General features: G+C 40.7%; 18 protein-coding genes and 2 pseudogenes. 1 reads left to right on the top strand and 19 read right to left on the bottom strand.

Going from position 1 to position 21,462, the window contains the following annotated elements; translation table 11 throughout:
• Window positions 1-157: 157 nt before the first annotated feature.
• From H6G41_RS29675 to H6G41_RS29590, 19 genes and pseudogenes are all read right to left on the bottom strand, one after another.
• On the bottom strand, window positions 158-979 hold the full coding sequence (locus H6G41_RS29675) for a carboxypeptidase regulatory-like domain-containing protein (RefSeq protein ID WP_190751342.1): 822 nt from the start codon (window positions 977-979) through the stop codon (window positions 158-160).
• 16 nt (window positions 980-995) lie between these two features.
• Complete coding sequence (locus tag H6G41_RS29670; protein ID WP_190751340.1) at window positions 996-1,622, bottom strand: DUF4255 domain-containing protein; 627 nt, start codon at window positions 1,620-1,622, stop codon at window positions 996-998.
• A 40-nt stretch (window positions 1,623-1,662) separates the two neighbouring features.
• Complete coding sequence (locus tag H6G41_RS29665; RefSeq protein ID WP_190751338.1) at window positions 1,663-3,828, bottom strand: ATP-binding protein; 2,166 nt, start codon at window positions 3,826-3,828, stop codon at window positions 1,663-1,665.
• Window positions 3,829-3,900: 72 nt separating this feature from the next.
• Window positions 3,901-5,802 carry a hypothetical protein gene (locus H6G41_RS34710; RefSeq protein WP_199316386.1) on the bottom strand — a complete coding sequence of 634 codons (1,902 nt, stop codon included), beginning with the start codon at window positions 5,800-5,802 and terminating at the stop codon, window positions 3,901-3,903.
• A 65-nt stretch (window positions 5,803-5,867) separates the two neighbouring features.
• On the bottom strand, window positions 5,868-6,785 hold the full coding sequence (locus H6G41_RS29655) for a hypothetical protein (protein ID WP_190751336.1): 918 nt from the start codon (window positions 6,783-6,785) through the stop codon (window positions 5,868-5,870).
• A gap of 70 nt (window positions 6,786-6,855) precedes the next feature.
• Window positions 6,856-7,554, bottom strand: coding sequence for a phage tail protein (locus H6G41_RS29650; RefSeq protein ID WP_190751334.1), 699 nt, complete (start codon window positions 7,552-7,554; stop codon window positions 6,856-6,858).
• 67 nt (window positions 7,555-7,621) lie between these two features.
• Window positions 7,622-8,602 carry a baseplate J/gp47 family protein gene (locus H6G41_RS29645; RefSeq protein WP_190751332.1) on the bottom strand — a complete coding sequence of 327 codons (981 nt, stop codon included), beginning with the start codon at window positions 8,600-8,602 and terminating at the stop codon, window positions 7,622-7,624.
• 54 nt (window positions 8,603-8,656) lie between these two features.
• Window positions 8,657-11,293, bottom strand: a complete 2,637-nt coding sequence (locus tag H6G41_RS29640) for a putative baseplate assembly protein (RefSeq protein WP_190751330.1) — start codon at window positions 11,291-11,293, stop codon at window positions 8,657-8,659.
• Window positions 11,293-11,691: a GPW/gp25 family protein gene (locus H6G41_RS29635; protein ID WP_190751328.1), complete on the bottom strand. Its 399-nt coding sequence runs from the start codon at window positions 11,689-11,691 to the stop codon at window positions 11,293-11,295. The genes H6G41_RS29640 and H6G41_RS29635 overlap by 1 nt, the downstream gene beginning before the upstream one ends.
• 3 nt (window positions 11,692-11,694) lie before the next feature.
• Window positions 11,695-12,009, bottom strand: coding sequence for a phage baseplate assembly protein V (locus tag H6G41_RS29630; protein ID WP_190751326.1), 315 nt, complete (start codon window positions 12,007-12,009; stop codon window positions 11,695-11,697).
• A complete protein-coding gene (locus H6G41_RS29625; protein WP_190751324.1) occupies window positions 12,006-13,088 on the bottom strand; it encodes a phage late control D family protein in 1,083 nt (360 codons plus the stop codon). The genes H6G41_RS29630 and H6G41_RS29625 overlap by 4 nt, the downstream gene beginning before the upstream one ends.
• Window positions 13,089-13,103: 15 nt before the next feature.
• Window positions 13,104-13,787, bottom strand: coding sequence for a LysM peptidoglycan-binding domain-containing protein (locus tag H6G41_RS29620; RefSeq protein ID WP_190751322.1), 684 nt, complete (start codon window positions 13,785-13,787; stop codon window positions 13,104-13,106).
• Window positions 13,784-15,283, bottom strand: a complete 1,500-nt coding sequence (locus H6G41_RS29615) for a hypothetical protein (protein WP_190751320.1) — start codon at window positions 15,281-15,283, stop codon at window positions 13,784-13,786. The genes H6G41_RS29620 and H6G41_RS29615 overlap by 4 nt, the downstream gene beginning before the upstream one ends.
• Before the next feature lie 22 nt (window positions 15,284-15,305).
• Entirely contained in the window at window positions 15,306-15,749 is a 444-nt protein-coding gene (locus H6G41_RS29610; RefSeq protein ID WP_190751318.1) for a phage tail protein, read from the bottom strand.
• A 26-nt stretch (window positions 15,750-15,775) separates the two neighbouring features.
• A pseudogene (locus H6G41_RS36055) lies at window positions 15,776-15,916 on the bottom strand (DUF6760 family protein); the annotation flags it as partial.
• A 17-nt stretch (window positions 15,917-15,933) separates the two neighbouring features.
• Window positions 15,934-16,296, bottom strand: a complete 363-nt coding sequence (locus H6G41_RS29605; protein ID WP_190751316.1) for a phage tail assembly protein — start codon at window positions 16,294-16,296, stop codon at window positions 15,934-15,936.
• 82 nt (window positions 16,297-16,378) lie between these two features.
• Window positions 16,379-16,807 carry a phage tail protein gene (locus H6G41_RS29600; RefSeq protein ID WP_190751314.1) on the bottom strand — a complete coding sequence of 143 codons (429 nt, stop codon included), beginning with the start codon at window positions 16,805-16,807 and terminating at the stop codon, window positions 16,379-16,381.
• A gap of 64 nt (window positions 16,808-16,871) precedes the next feature.
• A complete protein-coding gene (locus H6G41_RS29595; RefSeq protein WP_190751312.1) occupies window positions 16,872-18,017 on the bottom strand; it encodes a phage tail sheath subtilisin-like domain-containing protein in 1,146 nt (381 codons plus the stop codon).
• A 16-nt stretch (window positions 18,018-18,033) separates the two neighbouring features.
• The gene (locus H6G41_RS29590; RefSeq protein ID WP_242038106.1) at window positions 18,034-19,635 is read right to left on the bottom strand and encodes a phage tail sheath subtilisin-like domain-containing protein; all 1,602 of its coding nucleotides are present in this window, start codon (window positions 19,633-19,635) and stop codon (window positions 18,034-18,036) included.
• Between the two features lie 1,338 nt (window positions 19,636-20,973).
• Here H6G41_RS29590 and H6G41_RS29585 point away from each other — a divergent pair.
• A pseudogene (locus H6G41_RS29585) lies at window positions 20,974-21,366 on the top strand (DUF4277 domain-containing protein); the annotation flags it as partial.
• Window positions 21,367-21,462 lie beyond the last annotated feature (96 nt).

Here is a 21,462-nt window from a genome sequence, read left to right as displayed (position 1 = left end):
GGAAGCCTTTGTGCATTGGTTTTGGGGAGGTCTTAGCAATCAATTGAGATATTAATTGGGCAACTAATCCTAATGCCTTGTCAAATCATATCTATTAACAAATCGCAAAGATCATAAAAAAACAAACAAATTAATAAGTAATGTTACAGGTAAAGAACTAAAAGCTGAAATCTTGTTTTGTGTCACTTCCAGCAGTCAGAGTTACTCGTTCGAGCTTTGTCGTAGCGAACCCCATAGCAGAAACTTGAACTGTCACATTCCCTTCTGGGAGTCCAGATAGAGTATAGTTGCCATTCTCATTAGTTTCAGTTGAAGCCTCTAGTTCGTTGTTGTACCATATATTAACGATCGCATTTTTAATCGGATCTTTAGGATCGCTGCGAGTGACTTGTCCCTTAAGAATTGGCGTAGGTTTAACATTAAAATCAAGACTTTGTTGTTTCCCAGGTTCCAGAGTTACTTGTTGGGAGGTTGTAGCAATTTCCGTGGCTGAAACTTGGATAGTTACAGGCGATCGCAAACCAGATAAAAAATATTGACCCTTATCGTCAGTTAAAGTTTGTATTTCACTGCCACGCAATTTAATGATCGCCTTTGGGACATTATTCTGATTGTCACTGCGTTTGACCGACCCAACCAGTCTGGTTGGATACAATGCCACATTGGCTTTTAAATCAAACACTGGCTTACCATCGCTCTCAACAGCGATCCCTTGGATCGTAGTAGTAGGCTCGTCGTCGCTTCCTCCATAGATTCTATGACTTTCTTTGGAAACTAAAATATTCAAGTCATACTGTCCTTTTTCCAGATCGACGAAATAGAAAAAACCATCTTTATTAGTTAAGGTACTCAGATTTTTGCCTACCACTTTAACGGCAACACCCGAAATTCCCTTGCCAGTTATGGCATCAGTTACATAACCAGCGATCGCAGCTCGGTGTTTAATATAGATAATTTCTTCTGACACTGAATTAGTCATAAAAAGTACACAAGGGTTACTGCGAATTTATTTGCTGCTTGAGCTGCAACCGAATCTCAGTTTCGGTGACTAAACCAACCTCAACTGGTTCTGGCTGAATGTGTAGCGTTACCCGATAGCTAATTCCCGCTTTCAATCGCCATTCATTGCCACCCCAAAACTCCCAAGTTTTAGGAGTATCTTCTGGCTGTGCGATCCATGTGCGTGGGGGTTGGGGCTGATTGGCAATTTCTGGTGCAAGCACTTCTGCCGGAAGTGTTGGATACCTGAGTAAAATTTTGAGTACCTGCCCTAAAACATTGTGTTCTTCCTTACCTACTTCTATTTTGGAGTCAGTAGCTTTCTGCCGCCAAACACTTATTAGATAGGTAAAATCTATTCGAGTTGGTGCGTAACTTTCAGTACCCATTGCTCCATTCCGGACAAGCGAGCGATCGTTACTGCGTAATTGTAAATTTTCACGAATGTCGTAGAGAAAACAATTGAGCCGAATCAATTTATCACTGGTCTTTTCTTCCCATGCTTTATCGGGTCGATCGAAGTCAATTTCAATATTGTTAATATTAATATCTTGCGATGTTACTGGTACAGGATATTTTGTATTCAGTAATGTTCTTATCGTTTCGTCAAGATCGGCAATCATCGAACTCTATCTCTCTAACTAAATCTCTCTAAACTAATCGCTAAAATAAATCAACGTCATTGACTAATCGTCCCATTTTTTGAAGCTCTCGCCTGATTGCTTGTGATAAATGCTTCATGCTCACGGATTCACCGTCTACAGCAGCGAAAAAAGCTGCTGCTAAGGTAATATTCCGAATATTGCCGCCCGCAAGCTCAAATTTCTGAGCGATGATCTGGAAATCTAAATCTGTGCCCAGGGGTGTTTCCTTTGGCCACATACATTTCCATATTTGGCAACGATGTTCTTCACTAGGAAACGGAAATCCCACAATAAATCGCAGCCGTCGGGTAAAAGCTTGGTCGAGATTTTGACGTAAATTAGTTGTTAAAATAGTCATCCCTTCATACTCTTCCATCTTTTGCAGCAAATAGGCAACTTCCAAGTTGGCATAACGATCGTGGGCATCTTTCACCTCAGAACGCTTCCCAAACAAAGCATCTGCTTCATCAAATAACAGGATGGCGTTGGCATTATCGGCAGCAGCAAAGATGCGGTTGAGATTTTTCTCAGTCTCACCGATATACTTGCTCACAATTTGCGAAAGGTCAATCTTATATAGGTCGAGTTGCAATTCGCGGGCGATCGCCTCTGCTGCCATTGTTTTGCCTGTACCGGGAGAACCGTGGAATAGTACATTCAGTCCTTTACCCAAAGATAACTTGCTGTCAAATCCCCACTCTCGATGTACAAGATGCCGATATTTCGTATGATTGCAGATTTCCCTTAACTGAGCTTGTGGGTCTGGAGGCAACACGATATCATCTAAACTGTACTTTGGCTTGATTTTCTGTGCCATTGCCGTTAGTTCATGCCCAGATTGAGTGCGGGCGGCAGCATACAGATATTCTAATTTCTGGTTTTGGATGTTCAATTCTAGTGCTTCTAACTCCCCAAAATCCACCGCAGTCTGCCACTGTAGACGATTACAGGCAGTGGCAACTACATCAGCAATTTGGTCTGGAGTCAGGAGGAAGCGATCAACTAAAGCATCCAGAACGCTTTCCTCAAGAGAAACACCTGCTTCTGTTAGTTGAGTTTGCCAACACAAGCGACGCAAAGCAAAATCAGGAATGGTAAAGGGTACAGTTACTATGCCTTTTAAGCTTGTTACCGCAGGTATCCAAGGTTCTACACCTGCCAAAATAGTCATTCCTGGGTGTGCGGCGATCGCTTCTAGTACATATTGGTAATAAATACCACGCTCTTTTTCTTTCCAGCCATCCAGGTTATCTATATATAGTAGAGCATTCTGAAAACTGGCTTCCCGCATCAGTAATTGCAAAGTCGGCTCAATGTCACGGGTATCCACAATCCTGGCTAAATCTACCACCAGTAACGGCGCTTTTATTTCCTTTGCTAAAGCTTCAGCTGTGCGACGTTTACTAGCCCCATCTGCGCCTTCAAAATAAAAGCGCAATGGCTTTTGTCTTTGCCAACTTTGGATAGAAGTTACAGAAAGCGCTTGTTTGACATCTATCTTTAGAGGTATTTCTTCGAGGCAGAGAGTCGGTTCAAGCAGTTGGCAAAAAGCTGCAAGGCGCGAATCCAGCCCCTTTTGTCCCAATAACAGGCGGATTACTTGCTCATCCAATACCAGATAGTGACCCAGCAACGTAGATTTGACTTGATTGGGATCGGGGAGCAAGTGCAATAAACCATACTGAATTAGCGGTGCATCGAGGGCGAAGCGATCGCGCTGGATGAGTTTAGCGGTTCCAGAAGAACAAAGCAGATTCAATGCCAAATCTACGCTGGGTAGGGTGTAGGTGACATTTTCTTGGAGGTAAGCGTAGATTCGCTCATAGCGGCGATCTAGTTCTGGGGCTAGAGCGATCGCCACCACTTCGAGATCGAAAGCAGACAAGCCGTAAGTTTGCTGAAGCCAGAAAAGGGGCGAATTTTTACTAACTAGGTTAGATAAGGACTCGTCGCCTGTTTCTGCATCAATTTGCAAGGTCGGGACACCAGGTTCGCGGTTGAGCAACTGTTCCATTTCTTCCAGGGTTACGTGCAATCCGCGATAGGGATCGGCTGCTGCTTCTGACCCGTAGGCAATTTGGGCTGCTGCGATCGCGCTTTCCAGTAGTTTATCCAACCACTGCAAGATTGGCAGTAGTTCTTTGAATCGGGAATTGATGGCGATCGGGCTGGCTCTGGAAGGCATTGTTTTTGCTGGCTAGGTCAGCTATTTTTTACGTGTTGAAGGTACAACCACTATATCTTGGTGTTCTGCTAATTAAGCCTTGAGAAATTGCTGTTCCTTCTGCTGTTCTCTCAACTGCTTTAATTCAGTTTTGAGAAAATCAATTTCAGCTTGTTGAGTTTGCATTGCCCGCATTAAGGCTTCAACAGGTGAATAACTTGAATTCAGCCCAATGACAGCATTTACTCGCTTAACACCTTCCTCTTCTGAAGATTCCCAAGCTGTACCAACAATTTGAGCATAGGTAGCAAGAGACATCTCATGACGTGACAATGCTACACCTGTACCATCGTTCAAACCGGATGGGATAATGCAGTCTCCTGCGCTCACTTTGCCTCGAACCTTAATCGGAACTTGTCCTAAAAAACTAACCTTCTCATACAGATGCTTCTCACTCTTCTCAGGTGCATTTCCTAGAACAATAGGGCGATCGGTGATGACCATAACATGATGAGCATTTTCAGTTACCTTAGTAACTCTACCGTCTAACACACCAACAATATCGCCTGCTCCTATTGCCTCATTTTCTTTAAGGCGAGGGAGACATTCTGCATAATCAGCAAATACGCTTTGAAACGAAATCCCTTGTGTGTGATAATGACTACCATCATTCTTATCTACTCTCACTCTGGGATTACCTTCAATAGAACCTATAGCTTTGTCATTAGCATAGAATGTGATGAAGTTATTATATAGGTCTGGATTGTCATACCCTACTTTGAGAGCTAGAACATCTGCTCCTCTTCCACTCGTATTTTCAATGAGGGCAACATGAGTTTCTACCTCGGGAGCGTTCTCGCCAACCACAGTATTAGTGTCTTTTACATGCAAAGTAGTACTTGGATTAGTTGTCCCAATACCGACGTTGCCGGAGGGCATTAAGGCAATATGATCATCTGCATCGTTGGATGTACCAATTTCCAGAGTTGTGGCTTCACCTGATCGTGCGTAATACCGTATCCAAGCGGCATCACCACTGCCTCCAAACGCATCTTTTGGAAAAATAATCCCCGCAGTTTCTGAGTTGCCAGCACTCGGCATAATAGCTCCATTGGCAACTTGTAGCTTTGCTTGCGGAGTGCTTGTTGTACCAATACCGACGTTGCCGGAGTAAAAAATAGGTTCCCCATCCTTACCTTTCCATTGACTGCTTCCTGGGGAGATCGAGAAATTTAGTTTAGCTGCTGTGATCGATTTGTCTGCAATTTTGTCAGTTGTGATCGCACTATTGGCCAACTTCGCTGTGCCGACACTACCATCTGTAATTGGAAGAGAGATTGAAGCAGCTAATTTTTCTTGAGTGATCGCTCCATTTTGAATCTTGGCAGTAGTAATGGAATTATCTGCGATTTTAGATGTGGTAACTGCACCATCTGCTGGATCGAATGAGATTGAAGGATCTAATTTCTCTCGTGCGATCGCTCCATTCTGAATTTTGGAGGCAGCAATAGAATTATTAGCAATTTTGTCAGTTGTGACTGCGTTGTTGGCAATCTTGCGATCAGTCACACTCCCATCGGGTAACTCTGGACTAGCTTTGCTGTCAACATAAGTTTTGACAGCTTTTGCTGTAGGAACAACTTGGTCGCTGTTGGTGATATCGCCAGAAAACTGATTTACGGATAGTCCTGTTTCTAACTTTAGGCTACCTGCAATTTCCAATTTGTCGGTAGGTTGGCGTGTTCCAGTTCCAATGCCAACGTTGCCATTAGCAAAGATTTTTAGTGCAGGTACAGTTGGATTTCCTGCTGTGAGGAAACTGAGATCGCCAACTGCGCTGATTTGACCGTTGCCACCAAAGATAATATTGCGGTTAGGTTCAAGGTTAAAATTAGCATTTGTCAGAGACAACTCATTAGGGATATTAGCCTTAAGTTCAGGCCAATCCTGATTATTGACTCCGAATTCTATCTGAATAGACTTAAAAGTGGTCATGATTTTCTCCTATTAAGGGTGTTTAGAGTTAAAAGTAATTGGTTTGAGTCAGAAAATATCAATGACTAATTAGGAAGAACAGCGTAAATTTCGTAGGTTATAGTAATTTTGAGACCTGGTTTGTTGGAATCTGGACGTGTGTTGTTACTAAAGACTACATATTGAGTTTGCATCAACTTTTCTTCTCCATTTGATATTCTTCTTCGCTCAGTTGTATATTCTTGTCTCCATGAAAAATTTGCATTCTCAGTAGGAGAAAAGGCATAAACTAAAATAAAAGCTCCTATATTTGGTGTTGCCAACGAAGGTGAAGAAACGGGACTTTCAAAAACAGGGACGCGTAACTTGTCGCTACCATATTCTACATCCACGGTTGCTTTAGCTTTCGATTCGGTTTTTAGTTGTTGTATAGAAATGGAAAAAGTAGGTAATTTGGCAGCCGCTTCTTCACGAAAATCTTTATTTAAAAACTGGTCTTTATCTGGCACATCAACCTTTTGATCTGGTACATTGCCATTTGTATCGAATTTAAGTCGCCCTATCCTGACAATTTGTTTCTTTCCAATATCTGGTTCTGTCGTTTCAACATTAATCGCTGCATTTTCAAAAAAACGAGTGCTTTGCTTTTCATCTGTACTGGTTTCTGGTTGCGGTTTCTCTTTTTTTTCTTTATATTCTGCAAAAACATAAATAGTAGAGTCTTTGCGATATTTTTCTGTGTCTGCTAAAGAAATTGGTAAATCTTTCAATAAAATTATTTCATTCCCATTTTCATCAATAGCAAAACCAGATGTAACAGTAATTTGTTTCTCATTTGTTTTTATTATTCGTAATCCTTCAGCAACACCTTTTGTATGAAGCCCGCGATTATGGCGACGGCGCATTTCTAAATGATATTCCTGCTCAGTTGTAAAATCTTCAGCTTTCAAAAATTGATTGTCGAAGTAACGCAACCGTTGAATTTGCTCATCCTGGGTAGACATAATATGTATCTCTCCTAATATATCTATATCAATTAACTGTAACCTAATGTGTAAATATGACTAATGATGATTAACTTTGATCTGTTCCTAAAAAAGTATTTACTCCAATTTGTAATTGCTTATTGATTTGCATAGTCTTAGCTAAAAATTTGACTTCGTAATAAGTATGTGCTGGCTTTTGCAAATCAATCAAGGAGTTAATAATCAAATTTTGTCTTTGCAGATCTTCAGGATTGTTAGGACGGTTGATTCTGATCTCAACCTCGAAATAACAAGGATTTCCCTCACCGACTTGAGCTTTACCCACATATGAAGAGACTCCTACTTGAAAAGGATTATCATCTGGTTCTTTGATAACTGGTTTTAAGCCCGTGTAGATTGCCAGAAATTTTTCCAGATTACTCTTAGTACCGCGACTACGATAAAAGTATACTATTTGGGAAAGAAACTCCTTTTGCTGTTTTGGCGACCAATCGGCTCTTAAACTTAAAGCAGTCCAACTTGCTAACCATTGCAAAAAATCCTTGGTTGTTTGTTGATGATCTAGTTGACTATTGGGAACAAAAAAAGATTCTACATCATTGGGGTCAAAAAGCTGATAAATATTGTGGATAATTTGCTCTAAGCCTTGTTTTGGCTTCAATTCAGTTTTGTCCAAACCAGTTAGTATTTGTTCAAAAGCTAGTAAATACTCTCCCAATACATCATCTTCACTAAAGATAGCTGGCAGGAATTTTAAATAGCTACTTTTGGTATTTGTATTAGTCATTACAAAAAATAAAAATACATCAATAATTTTGCTTTTTTCGTCTGCTAGTAATTAGATAAAATTACATTCAAACCTTTTTAGGTTTAAACTCAAGCTCACTTTTAGAATTACTCCAAATAGCTAGTTCATCTTGATATATATTAATCCCTATCAAGTGGGAACTATTTTCTTTCAACAAACGACGTTCTCCAAGCATAGAATCAACAGTTAACTCATCTTTATTTGTAGTCGGTTCAATGAAATCTACTCCTGGTATTTTGTCGAGTAGCTGATAAATATCGGAAAGATAAACATTCCGTCCAAATCCCCACCCTTTTGCTTTGAACCCATCTTCATCAATTGTTAAAGGATATAAAAACTCCTTGAGTGCTTTTTCTGCAAAGGGGCGAACATTTTGTTCTGTAAAATCAGGTTTAAGGTTTATTGTAAGATTGACTTCAATGCTAACTAAATTTGTTTTATATATTTTAATTTTTGTAGTAAGTAATCGTCTATTTTCTAGAAAAGCTTTAACATTATTCTCCAATTCTTCCGTTAAAGTCATGTCTAAAAGTTGGCTATCATAAGATTTCGGGACAATTACCAAATTAATATATCCTGGTCTTTGAACAATATTATTGTATGTTTGTAATTCTTTGTTCCGTCGGGAAATGCAATAAACGCGAGAAATTTCCGCACTAAACTTTTCTAAAACTAAATTTTCGTAATCTTGACTAGTGACAGCGCGATCGCTTTCTCGTAATTGTTTAACTGCTGCAAGGATTCTTGTATTTAATTCTACTTCATTTAATGGCGTGGGAAATTTCTTGTTTCCGGTATCATCGCTATCAATTAAATTTAAAAATGCTTGTCTATTTGCATTGGTAACGCGATTTAGCCGATAAAGCAACATTTCCGTGATATAAGCAAACACTTCAATCAGCATAATTCCTGGGTCAGAGGGATTATGATTTGTCCACTCTGGTGCATAGATGGGAATCATACTCAGGGCTTCTTGCACTAAATCGTCGTAGGTGCGGTCATCTAGGTTCGGAATTTCGATGGGCATAACTAAAATTAAATTGTTGTTAGTTGTTCGTCGAATCGAAGTTGTTTGGAATCACTATTTATTTGCAACTTTCAAACTGATATTGTGTTTGCCTGAGTAGACAATAAATCTTTCTGTTTTGAGTTTTTTAAGCAAGGTGTTACTTTTTTCTGGACTGTTATTGGGGATATCTTTGGGAATTTCTTTTGGTAGTTCATTTTCATATTCTTCATCTGAATATATATCTACACTGCTAATATAATCAATACCAGGAATTGCTATCAGTAAGGCATATAAATCTGATTGGTGAGGTAAGCGACCAAAATCCCAGCCATTTCTATCAACACCACCAGTCAGAGGATGTAAGAAACTAGCTAATTTTTGCTCTACTTCTCGTTCAATAGTGCTTGCTGACTCTAGAGAATTCAGAAAAATTTCTGTTTTGACATTGATGCTCACATATAAAGGACCTACTACGTATATATTTATTGTTGGGTCTGCACAGGCTTCGAGGTATTCTTGAACTTTATTCATGAGTTCCAAACTGGGCAAGGGTTTGTTATCAGTGGAATGGGGTACAATAATCACACTAACCGCCCCTGGTACTTTGTTTTCATTGAAAGGGTTGGCTACTAAATTCCGCAATGGTACACATTTTGCCCTTGCGACTTCGAGAGATGATTCCTTAGCTAGGTCTTCAAAATCTTCCGATGTCACTGCACGACCACGATGACGAATGCGACGCGGAACTCTTTCAATGAGGGATTCACGGGTTTCTGCTTCTGCACCACCAACTGCTGCTTCATAGTTAGTTACTTTATTGACATAAGGCACTGTGGTTTTAAGTTGGACAATTGTACCCGCAGGCTTGTTACCAACAATACCACCACCAGTTTGGTAATAAGCCATGCGAATATTACTTTTAGCAAGAGGTGGAATGAGTCCATTTAACCCATTGCCAAATTGAATTTCACCTGTGAGATGATTGATGACATAATGGCGATCGCGCGCGGTTGAACCATAAAAATCTGGAACTTCATGCCATCGTACCCAAATTTCCTTGGGTCTTCCTGTGGAGTCGAAGACAGTTGTTACGGGATTGTCACCCTCTTCTTTTTTAAGAGTAGCCAGTTCTTCTGCTGAAGCTAATTCCGGCTCTCGCACTTCCAATTGCTGACTCCCCAATACTGACAGTTGACTCCGCAAAATTGGCGATCGCACTGTGCGAAATTTTTGATTTTCGCTACTATCACTAGAACCAAGTATTTCGTTGCGAATTGTTACACTGTGTACAGCCATTACTGTATTCAGTAACACCCGCCTTAATTTTGGTTCAATTTGATAATTCCCAGGGTTCTTTTGCACCCGCAACCAGTATCGAAAAAGTAATCCAAAGTCTTGTCTGGCAGTAAAATCTTTTGGTGGCAGAAATGTAATTACACCGGAACAAGTAAAGTTTTTTGTACCATCTGAAACCGTGAATTTTACCCAATCTTTTCCGTTCCAATATTGCCAAAAAAGTTGAATCGGCTCATTTTTTGCAATCTCTGTAACACTACCCTCCTTGGATTTTTCATCATAATCATATTTAGGTTCAACTAAATCAATAAACATACTTATAGGTCGATTCGGAAATTCTTTGACCTCTGATGGTAAAGAAAAGCCAAAATAGAGAGATGGAGGGTCGTTTTTTTCTTCTTTAGGAGTTAACGTGTAGCTGACAGTGATATAACTAATTAATGGTGCAGCATAATCGCCATAATTACGTGAAATTATTCTGACGCGAATCCAAAAATTTTCTAGATTATTAACTTTTGTTTTTACTGGTTGCTCGTCAAATTTGAACTCTATTTGTCCCTCGGTTGTCAAACCATTTGTGGTATCTTTAAAACCATTTTTTAATTCTTCCCAGTTATTTCCATTCCAATATTCCCACTTCAATTTCAAGTTATGAGATGGTTCTGCTTCCGGTGTTGTGCTATCATCTTCTAGCGGGACTAATTTAATATCGATAATTATTTTAATGTCTTTTTGAGCAAAGATTTGACTATGTGCTAAATATAAAATGTTGCCAAATTTGGGATTTTCCCCAAAAGGAAAAAAATCATTAATTAAGTCAACGCGCAAATTATTTGAAAATGCAGTTTCTATTTGCAAATCAGGTGAATTTAATAGTTTTTCAATGGGTTGACTACCACTAAAAACAAATAAATCATCAGTTGATGCAGGTGCAGTGATAATGCTGCCGTAATCTGCATATTTTTTCTTATCATCACGTACAAAAACTGACTCTAGCTTTGCTGCTGTCACCACTAGCTCGTTTTCAGTTTCAAAAATCACTGGTTGCTTTTCGCCTGCGGCTAATTGTGCAGCGACTTGTGTTCCTTTAGGGACTACAGCATCTACAGTAGATTTATCGCTTAAAGAAAATGTCAACGGTACTCGCGCAGATTGTGGAGGTAAGCGCGAAGCACCCAATAAATCCAAAAACGCCAGGAAATTTTTTTCCGGTACCTTGTTGAGTCGTTCAATAATAATCTCACAATACCGGGCAAAGATTTTTATGAGCGCTATATTTATTCCTTTTTTCTGAGACTTAGCAGCATCTGAGCTTGGTTCTTGCCAGCCCATTGATTTATATAATAAGTCTTTAACCTGTTTTTCAATATCAGCAGATGTTCGCTTGTCAATTTTGGGAATCTTGTCAACCATTAACCGGGACTCCTTTCTAAATAGAATGGATAAACCAGGTTAAAAGCGTTATTTGTTGCCCTTACTTGATAATCGATACTGATAAATATTTTCTCTCCCTCATCATCTGATTTCGGTGTCACTTGAATATCAATAACATCAATGCGGGGTTCAAATCTTAGCAAAGCTTCGCGTACAGCTTGAGAAATTTTCCCGGCTGTGGAAGCGGTAGTCATTTCAAATACCAAATCGTAAATTCCACAACCAAAATCAGGACGCATGACTCGTTCGCCCTTCGCAGTGCCAAGGATAATCCTAATTGATTGACGGATGCTTTCTTCATCTTTCGCATCCTTAATATCACCATTATCAAGTTGTATTGGAAATGCAACACCACGACCCAAAAAAGGTTTATCCATTTTCTACTCCTTTCGTGCGGGTGGTAAAACAACACCAAGGATGTAGGGAAAACGGACATCCCCATGTTCAAAAGCAACCAAGACTTCAGAACCCACTTCTGGCAGATCGTAATTATTCTGCTTTGCCTCTGTCACTGATATACAAATCCGCGCCCAGTAGCTTTCATCATTCTCACTCAACCAGGGAAATTTTACCTTTACCCGATTTAATTCCTCTGGGTCTTGATTATTTGTAACAATACCAATTACCACGCCTTGAATGCGATTGGCGATCGCAAGTCTAGTTTCCATATCAAAAAATACGTCAAATCCCTTCATAAAGCATTCCTTTGCACAGATAAATGTGTAGTATAATTACCACTGCTTTTATAGCGATGGCTAGTGGCTGTGACGTAATATTGACCGCTAAATTGCTTACCTACACCATTAATTTCAATTACCTTGCCAGAACGTAAATCGGTACGCCCTCGACAAACTCCTTCGCCAATAATTAACGACAAGGCTATATGATTAAAGCGTGCTTTTGCTAATTGTTCGGCTTCAGCCAAAGTCATCACTGGCTGATTGCTAATAGTTTCCACTGCTGTACCAAAGGCATTTTCACTTAAGCTAGCGGCACTATTGTTACCACCCATTTTGGTTATTTCATCTCCAGTTTTTGTCTGCCATTCAAACTTCTGATTCTCTTGATTTGTAGGATTCCAACTTGTAACTGTAACTGCACTTACCTGACCCATTGAGGAAAGACGGGGAGAAAATTCCAACAAGTCATCTTCAAGAGAGAGGATGAAAATTGGACTTTCGGTATTAGCTACAGGTTGGAAAAATAGAGTTTTATCTTTTACTATTACTTCATATTGGATACATCTGGCTCGCTCCTGCAAAAAGTCCAGATCGGTTTGATTAGCTTGGAGGATGTAAGGGTGGATAACTCTGCTATCTTCTGTTTTGGGAGTTAGTCCCGCATCACGAGCAATTATATCTGCAATATCACTATCTTTTTGTTGCACAAAGGTGCGTGTATTACGCCCTCGTTGTAAGCGATGGCGACGGTCATAACCCCGTACTGTTAACCTGGGTAGGCGATTAAAATTAAATTCTGGTTCTAATCCAGTAATTTCACCAGTCATAATAGTTTCTAAATTGTCGCCGTAACCTAATTTAATTTCGACTGTATTGCCAATCGTAAACAGTTCCTGTTGCTCGTCAATCCACTGTAAATCCTTAGTGTGCCATTCCGAGTTCACCAGTTCAAATGAAAACATACTTGGCAATTCTGTGTCATCATCCACAATAATGCTAATAACATGGGTTTCTGGTTCAACAGATATTAACGAACCATTAATGAGGATATTAAAGTTTGGTACTAACGGATTTTTGGGGTCAGAAATCGGCATAAATAATTTCCCCCACTACAATTTTGGAATTGTTAATCTTTGCCCTATTTTGCTTTGGAGGTTACGCGGGTCATCCAAGCGATTTGCTTCGGCGATAATGCGCCAACGTCTGGGATCGCGATAAACTTCAGCCGCAATACTGCTGAGAGTATCACCAGGTTTAAGAATACGGGTTGTTAGTTCTGGGTCAGTTTGGCGTTTATCGTCCTGCGGGTCAAGAAATTCTGTGAAGGTAACTGCTAAATTAGCCCGCACAGGTTGACCGTTGCTTTTGAACAAGGTGAAGTTTTGTGTCAGACTGCTCACCACACCCTTGAAGGGAAAATCAGAATTGGGAGGTGAATTCCCCCAGAAAATTAGACAAGTTGGTGGTCGAGGCGGTTCAAGTCGCTCGATTCGGGTAAGTGCCAAAATTTTGTTCGTCTCTTGGCGGACATCATCGATTATTCTCCCATTAATCGCTTCTGTGACATCGAACATTAGTTCTAAGGTGAGTTGACGGCTGTCGCCACCACCAAAAGTCAAAATAGGCGCATTTAATGCCCTTTGAGTTTTACTCTGCTCTCCGCCATTGGAATTTTCTGGTGGATTCCAGGTAACTGACTTACTTATAGAGTAAGCAGTGGGGTTGAAAAGGACTTCTATTTCCCCTAAGCGTGAAGGTGGTTGTGGGACAATTTTTAATTTTTCTAACGTCATTTTCTCATTCCCCTCCGCTCCCGTTCCACTGTTAATTGACGGCAAAGAAGACGGCTAACTTGTTCAGCTATTTCTGCCACATTAATTTCAGGGACTGGCATTGCTGCTTGTCTGGGCATTGACATGGTAGGGTTAGACATAGGTATAGTCCTAGACATTGGGGCTGTTTGGCGGGCGATCGCGTTGTGATGCACTGGAGTAATTGCTAATGGGAAGGAGTTGTTTGTTCCACCGTTGCTTGCATCTGAAAAATTATTTCCTGGTGTTGCAAACTGGGAGCTTTTACGCCAAACCATTGTTGACTGTGGTAAAGATGCCATATTGCCTGGAATTTCCCTTGAGACTGCAACCTGTTCTGGCTGTCGTTGGATTTCCTCCTCTAAGTTTTCATTTGTTGCCTTTCGCAACACCAAAGGGCTATTGGCTTCATCTGGTGCTGAACTGAATATCTGAGTTGGGCTTTGGATGTTGTTTGCTAAGGGTTTAGCCCTGAGTATGGGCTGTCGTTGGATTTCTTCCTCTAAGTTTTCATTTGTTGCCTTTCGTAACACCAAAGGGCTATTGGCTTCATCTGGTGCTGAACTGAATATCTGAGTTGGGCTTTGGATGTTGTTTGCTAAGGGTTTAGCCCTGAGTATGGGCTGTCGTTGGATTTCTTCCTCTAAGTTTTCATTTGTTGCCTTTCGTAACACCAAAGGGCTATTGGCTTCAGCTGGTGCTGAACTGAATATCTGAGTTGGGCTTTGGATGTTGTTTGCTAAGGGTTTAGCCCTGAGTATGGGCTGTCGTTGGATTTCTTCCTCTAAGTTTTCATTTGTTGCCTTTCGCATTACCAAAGACGAGTTACCCAGAGCTTTGGGACTAGTTGAAGCATCTACCTGGAGAGGTATTTCACGGGCTGTTAGTAAATCTTGAGAATTGCTAGGAATTTCAGAATTTATTGCTGAAGTTTTGGTATCGTTATTACTAATTCGTTTAAGTGGAATCATCGAAGAATCAGACGGAAACGTTTCTTCATTGCTAGGTTGTGTTGATGAGGATAACGGCTCAGAAGCTCCCTTGGATGGAAAAGACTCATATTCCAAAGGTACAGCCTTACGACTAATGCGAAATTTTGCTGTAGGCGCTTGGTTGCTAGTAGAGCTAAGTGTTGATGTTCCTGGTTGTGTATTCGCCGAGCCTTTGGGAGACAAACTCGCCGCCTCACTAGTAAAGGTATTGACCTGTTCTCCCGTTGTTTTTGGCAATGGAGAGATAAACATCAATTCTGTACCAGTCCCGGAACTGTTATTAGACACACCGTAACGAGTTTGTATTTGTTCTAGCAGAGCAAAACGCTGTACCATTGTTGCCGGCAGCCGTGGCGAACTTCTTTGAGATTGACTTGTATTAATTAAGCCGCTTGGTTGAGTACGCCGTCTGTCAAGGCGTTGGATCAAGGCACTAGACTGTAAGATTTCATTTGTTTGAGTAGTATGCTTGGGTTCGTCTGACATAGAAAACTCAAAGTAAGGGATTTTATGCGGGGACTTGGTTCAGACCCCGATGAACTAATTCCACACTTGCAAAAGCGACTTCGCTAGAATCTGCCCGCAGTTCTGGTCCAGTCCATTTATAGGGAAAGGCTTGTTTGAAATTCCACACCTTTGCCATGTTTCTCTGTTGATCTAACAGATAAATCGTGCCATTACGACGCTTAATTCCCTGGTTTAAACCCTGACTGACTATTTCCTGATGCCATTTCCACAGTCCATCATTTGATGTGAGACCGTGTTTCAGGACTAGGGGTGTATATTTTGTTGATCCAACAAAGTTATGCATATATTCATTCAGCCCCCCTTCACGATATTCAAAAAGTTCGGTTTCCACTTGCAAGCCACTGCACTCAGAAAAACCGCCAATCACAAGCCCCTCAATTTCAATGAGAAAGTTAAATACTTGATAGGGGTCAGATGAAGCCATAGTTACATAAATCTCCTAGATGTTAATTAACCTTGTTCGTTAAAACGTTTATTAATCTTGGCGATTTGGGCTACCCATTGCAGGCGATCTGGATGTTCCAAAGCCAACACCTGTTCGGGAGACCAATGAAAGTGGTAAGCAATATATGCTACCTCCTCGTACAGCCTTTCAAGGGGGTAGCAAGTTACTCCCCCATGCTATTGAGTTCCAATTCAAACTCTTGCTCACAGTGGGGACATTGGGTTCGCACCAGATTGTGTCCATTTTGATTGATGCGGCAATAAAGGTCTTGTAAATACGCCAAATCCGCAGCGTACAAGCCTTCTATCACCTTGGGATTGATATATTCCAGCGTTCCTAGCTTGGTAATCACCCGCGATAGCAGAATGATTAGCAGGTATCCTTGGTTACTGCGGACACGGGTATCTTTAAGGGGTGCAATTTCATCCAAGGCTGTTGCCAGACGCATCACGCCCTCTTTATGCATATTGCCTTCGGTATCTACATAACCTAGTGGCAAGGTGAACAGAAATTCAGTCTGGAGCATAAGGCTTGTACAAGATAGCAATTGTTACCACATTGTTGGCTCTGGCTTTTTGTGAAGAAGTAGTGGTTTTAACCAGGATTTCCTAAGCTTTAACTATTTCCTCATGAGTAATTTCTAGAGTTTCCACCGCTACATCATTACTGGTGGCATTGAATGTAGGTGCGGTATACTTCGAGGGCCAAGCTCGCCGAAGATTCCAGCGCCATTTCTCTTGGCGAGCTTCGTTCAGTAAAACAATCGAGATATTTTTCCGTGTTTCAGTGTCAGACCTCCCATCAACCACCTTCTGCCGCCAATTCCAGAGAGCATCAGAATCTGTGATGCCACGCTTCAGGGTGATGGGGGAAAATTTGTTTAATCCTGTCAGCTTGCGTACATGATTGGGGTCGCTTCCTACCCGATAGTCTACTGCATCAGTGCTGCTATCCAATCCACTACACTCTTGAAAACCAGCTTCAGTAATACCATCAATTTCAACTAGAAAATTGTAACCACGGTATGGATCGGGCATGATGATTCTCCTTGTTAACTAATTCAGTTTGGCAGGGAAATTTTTTACAGTAATTAAACGTGAATCAACTTATCTCAGTAGTATTTGCGCGGTGAGTAATACGCACAAAGATAAATTCGGCGGGTGAACTGGGTGCAAAACCAATTTCAGTGAACACATTTCCTATCTCACGACTTGCTGGTGGGTTGATTTCGGCATCGCATTTTACGTAAAAAGCCTGTTCGGGAGTTTCTCCCTTGAGGGCACCGGCTCGCCAAAGTTGAGTTAAATAGCCACTCAATTCTCGCTGAATACGTACCCATAATTGGGGAGTATTAGGCTCAAAGGCAGCCCAAAGCATATTCAAGTCAATCCAGCGTTTGATGGTGATAAAAAGGCGACGGACATTGATATAGCGCCAGTTGCTGTCGCTGCTGAGAGTGCGTGCGCCCCAAACTCGAATACCTCGACCTGGAAAAGCCAGCAAGCAATTGATGCCTTGTGCATTCAAGCCCCCTTGATCTGAATTGTCAATCAGGACTTGGAGATTGACAGCATCACGAATTTCTTCATTGGCTGGAGCTTTGAACACACCACGAGCGCGATCGCTACGTGCAAAAATCCCAGCAATGTGACCGCAGGGTGGTACCCATCGACCTTGGGCGTTTTGCAGCCAAGGATAATAAAGCGACCCGTTCACTGGTTTTTGTTGGCTTTGGTTTTCTTTAATAGCGTTGCATTGGGTTAATACTGACTCAGATGTTTTGCCAGGAAGAGAGTCTAAAATTGCAAAGCGATCGCCTTGGTCGGTACAGTCTTGAATCAGACTCCGTTGCATGTCAAGAACTGCTTTCTCGTCAAGAACTGCATCCTTCGTCAAGGGCTTCATAGCATCGGGAAATGCCATTAGGTCGATGTCAGTTATCGGTGCCAAGGCTTTGATTGCATTCTTCAAAGCTTCCTGTTTAGCAATATTTGGGTCAGCAAAAGCAATATAGCAGCGAGTTCCACCATTATCAAAGAAACCGATGACTGATGCTTTGAGGTAACCATCCTCTGGAAAGTTTAATTTATCATCTAACTCTTGTTTTCGGTACAACTGTACGACACCATCTTTTTGATTTTCAGGTTTATTTGCAGTTGCAAACCCAACAAATCCCGGAACACCAGTTGGCAAAATGATTTCTGGCTTGAGAAATATCTCCTCTAGATAGACACCAGGAGCTTTCATAAATCAACTCCAACAATTAGCTTGGTAAAGTAGTTTGACTGATGCGGAAGATAACAAATTCTGCCGGACGGACGATGGAAACGCCGACTTCTGCAATTACCTTGCCTAAAGCGACTTCTGTTGGAGGGTTAGTTTCAGCATCACACTTTACGTAAAATGCCTCCCGCTCTGTATTCCCAAACAATGCCCCTGCACGCCATTGAACAAGCAGGAAGTCAGAAACATTGCGCTTAATTTTTTGCCAGAGTGCAGGATTATTTGGTTCAAAAACAGCCCATTGTGTACCTTCGTCGATAGATTCGCGCAGAAATAGTAATGTACGGCGTACATTAATGTACCGCAATTCATTGCTTTTACTGAGGGTACGCGCTCCCCAGACTTTTATGGTGCTGTTGAACACCCTAATACAGTTAATTCCTTTGGAATTTAGTCCATCCTGCTGATTTTTACTAATCGCTTTTTCCACTCCCACTGCTCCAGACACAACTTCATTTGCAGGTGCTTTGTGAATACCTCGCTGAGCATCGACGCGAGCATAAATTCCGGCAATGTGACCGCTTGGTGGGACAAAAATTAAACCGTTTCCGTTAGGGTTTTTTGCTTTAGTTGCGGGGTCAAAGACTTGAATCCAGGGGAAATACAAAGCGGCGTAATCAGACTCAACAAGATTAAAACTAGCCGCATTATTTGCATCAGCATTTTCCTCACTGTCAAAGATAGCGAAGCGATCTCCTGTTTTCTCCTTGCAGTGATCGATGATGTTATTGCGAGCAGACGGGTCAGTAATTCCAGGGGCTACGACGAGGGATATCTCATCAATTACCTCAAGCTCAGTTAACACATCCTTAATATCTTTCTTATCCTTTACTCGCGTCACATAGCAGCGAGTCCCGCCGTTATTAAAGAAGCCATAAACGGCATGAGCAAGTTGTTGTTGCCCCGGATCTATAGAAAAGTCTCCGAAGAATTTCTTGAATTCGGTAAAGCTAGTACATAATTTCACCTCTTTCTCTGTTACAGATATAAAATCAGGAAATTGAATCGCATAGTCCCCTGTTACTGTCTGTCCCTTCGGTGGGGCTGTTTTAAATTTAACGAGCGCCAATTTCTTTTGATCATCGTTTTTCAGTGTTACATCTTCATTTTTAATTGGAACACCATCGACCTTAAAAGAGAAATGATCTTGATCTCTGACTGGATATCCTTTTAGTTGGAATTCCGTAATCACCCCATCACCTTGGCCAATTAACTCATTTGACACCTTGGTGGCATATAAAAAGTATGTGATGCTAATCTTTGCCCCCTCCTGTGGAACTGCGCTGAGTGTTACAGAAGAGTCACTACCGTTATTGGATAACTTCGCCCCTTGGTCAATCTGATCGTTGACCTTAATCTCAAATGAACTCTGAGCGACTGGGAAATATTTCAGCTTGTAAGTTTTAGTGTCTTTTCCCCCAGTGATTTCCTCATTTTCTATATTAATTAGAGGTATCGTAGGAATCTTAAAGGTATCGGGGAAAACTCCGATGAAGGCAGCAGTAGTCGTTCCCACTCCTGCGATCGGTTGAATCAACGACGGGATTTCTTCGACATAAATACCAGGTGAACTATAGGGCATGGTTATTTCCTTTCAAAGCATTAGTAGATTTGGTTTTTAGTTTGATAGGAATGACTTCGCATATTTGGCTCTCATCTGAAATTGGCAGTTGTTTTCTTCCTAGCGGTTAGAGTCACTTTTGGGTTGCTATAGGAATCCTAATTGACAAAAATTAGGATTGTTCCTTTTCTTGCCTGGAAGTCAGACAAAAAATAGTTACCCTCCGTATCAGTGAAAGTTTGTATTTTGCTGCCTCGCACTTGCACTATTGCCTTAGCGATCGCTAAAGTAATAATTTTTATTTTCTGTGACTCTAATTTAGGTGGGACTGAATATTCATCTTTGAGACCAGACAGAGGGAAGAAGGTTTTAGGTAACTTTACTTTTCGTTAAATACTTCATTGTTTTGCACCTTGTTACTTAACTTGCTATCTTCGTTGGAGACAGTTCCACATTAACGTTCAGGTAACAATCGATCTGCTAATAGCTTCTTTCTTACAAGCGAAACCTTATCCCATAGCAATTGCTCGCAGATTTTGCCCCGTCACTTCTATTTCAGTACTGACAATTGTTCGCTTAGTTTTGGCATTAGTTATATACGTCACAATTCTGCTTAATGATGGATGTTTGTGATGACTGGAGTTGGCTCTATAGAAGAATTTGACATATTGAACATAGTGATTCAGTTCGCTGTTTAGTGGAAGTATTCCTCACTAAATTATGGGTGTTCTGCAAGAGTAAAAAGTACTGAATCTATGTTATATATAATACTTATCAATTATTACCTTTGATATCCTAATACTATTGATAGTATAAATTTTCAATAAATATATAAAACTTCATTTAAATCAAAGAATTTTCAGCGTTTTTCTGATATTTTAACCATTTAAAGCGAACTTTTGTACTATATAAGACTGACGCAACGCCGATAATGTCATTGCGACCGAAACGAAGTTTAGGGAAGCAATCCCAGCTTCAGGGGAGATTACTTCTCTGCGAGACGCTACGCGAACGCTATAGCCTATCTTCCGCACCCAGAACTGTCACACCCAAAAAATCGGATATATATAGTACATAAGAACTAGCTTCTAGTAGAGCTTATTCCAGCTAAATAAGAATAACTTCTATTAAGTTCAGATATCTGTGTCACAAAAGAATAATAATCATTCTCATATGGGGGGGGGTAGGAAAGGAGAGGCTGCCATTGGCAGCCTCTCCTTTCCTCATGTTTTTTAATTCAATAATGATTCAATTTTCGGGTGGATAGAGGTATTTGTATAAGCAACTGAAATTTATCGCACAAAGGCTGTCCAAAAATGTGAAAATTTTAACTGATATGGTTTTAGTTACTTTCCAATCATGTTGAATATCAAAGATATTGAAATCAAGAATATTGACCATTTGGGTATAGTGGCAGGAATAGTAGACTCAATTGGTTTGGTGTCAATAATTAATAATTTAATCGGGTCAGAAGCCGGAGAAAAAGTTAGTGCTGGACATGTAGTAAAAGCAATGATTTTAAATGGATTGGGGATGGTTTCAAAACCATTGTATATGTTTCCCAAGTTTTTTGAATCGATAGCTTGCGAGCATTTAATTGGAGCCGGAGTCAAACCAGAATATCTGAACGACGATAAACTCGGCAGAGTGATGGATAAATTATTTATAAAAGGTCTAGATACAATATTTTTAGCAATTAGTTTAAATGTGGTGAAAAAATTTGAAATATCTTTAGCATCATCGCATTTAAACCTCGTCTAACTTGAAACCCGTAGTTTTTCCTCATCAGGGTCAAGATGATTTTTCACCCACAAGCGATCGCTAATTTCAAAGGAATTGGAATTGATA

The sequence above is a fragment of the Tolypothrix sp. FACHB-123 genome (assembly GCF_014697075.1).
Lineage (GTDB): Bacteria > Cyanobacteriota > Cyanobacteriia > Cyanobacteriales > Nostocaceae > Aulosira.
Note: the sequence above shows the minus strand (reverse complement) of the source record. Positions and strands in the feature narration are given on the sequence as shown.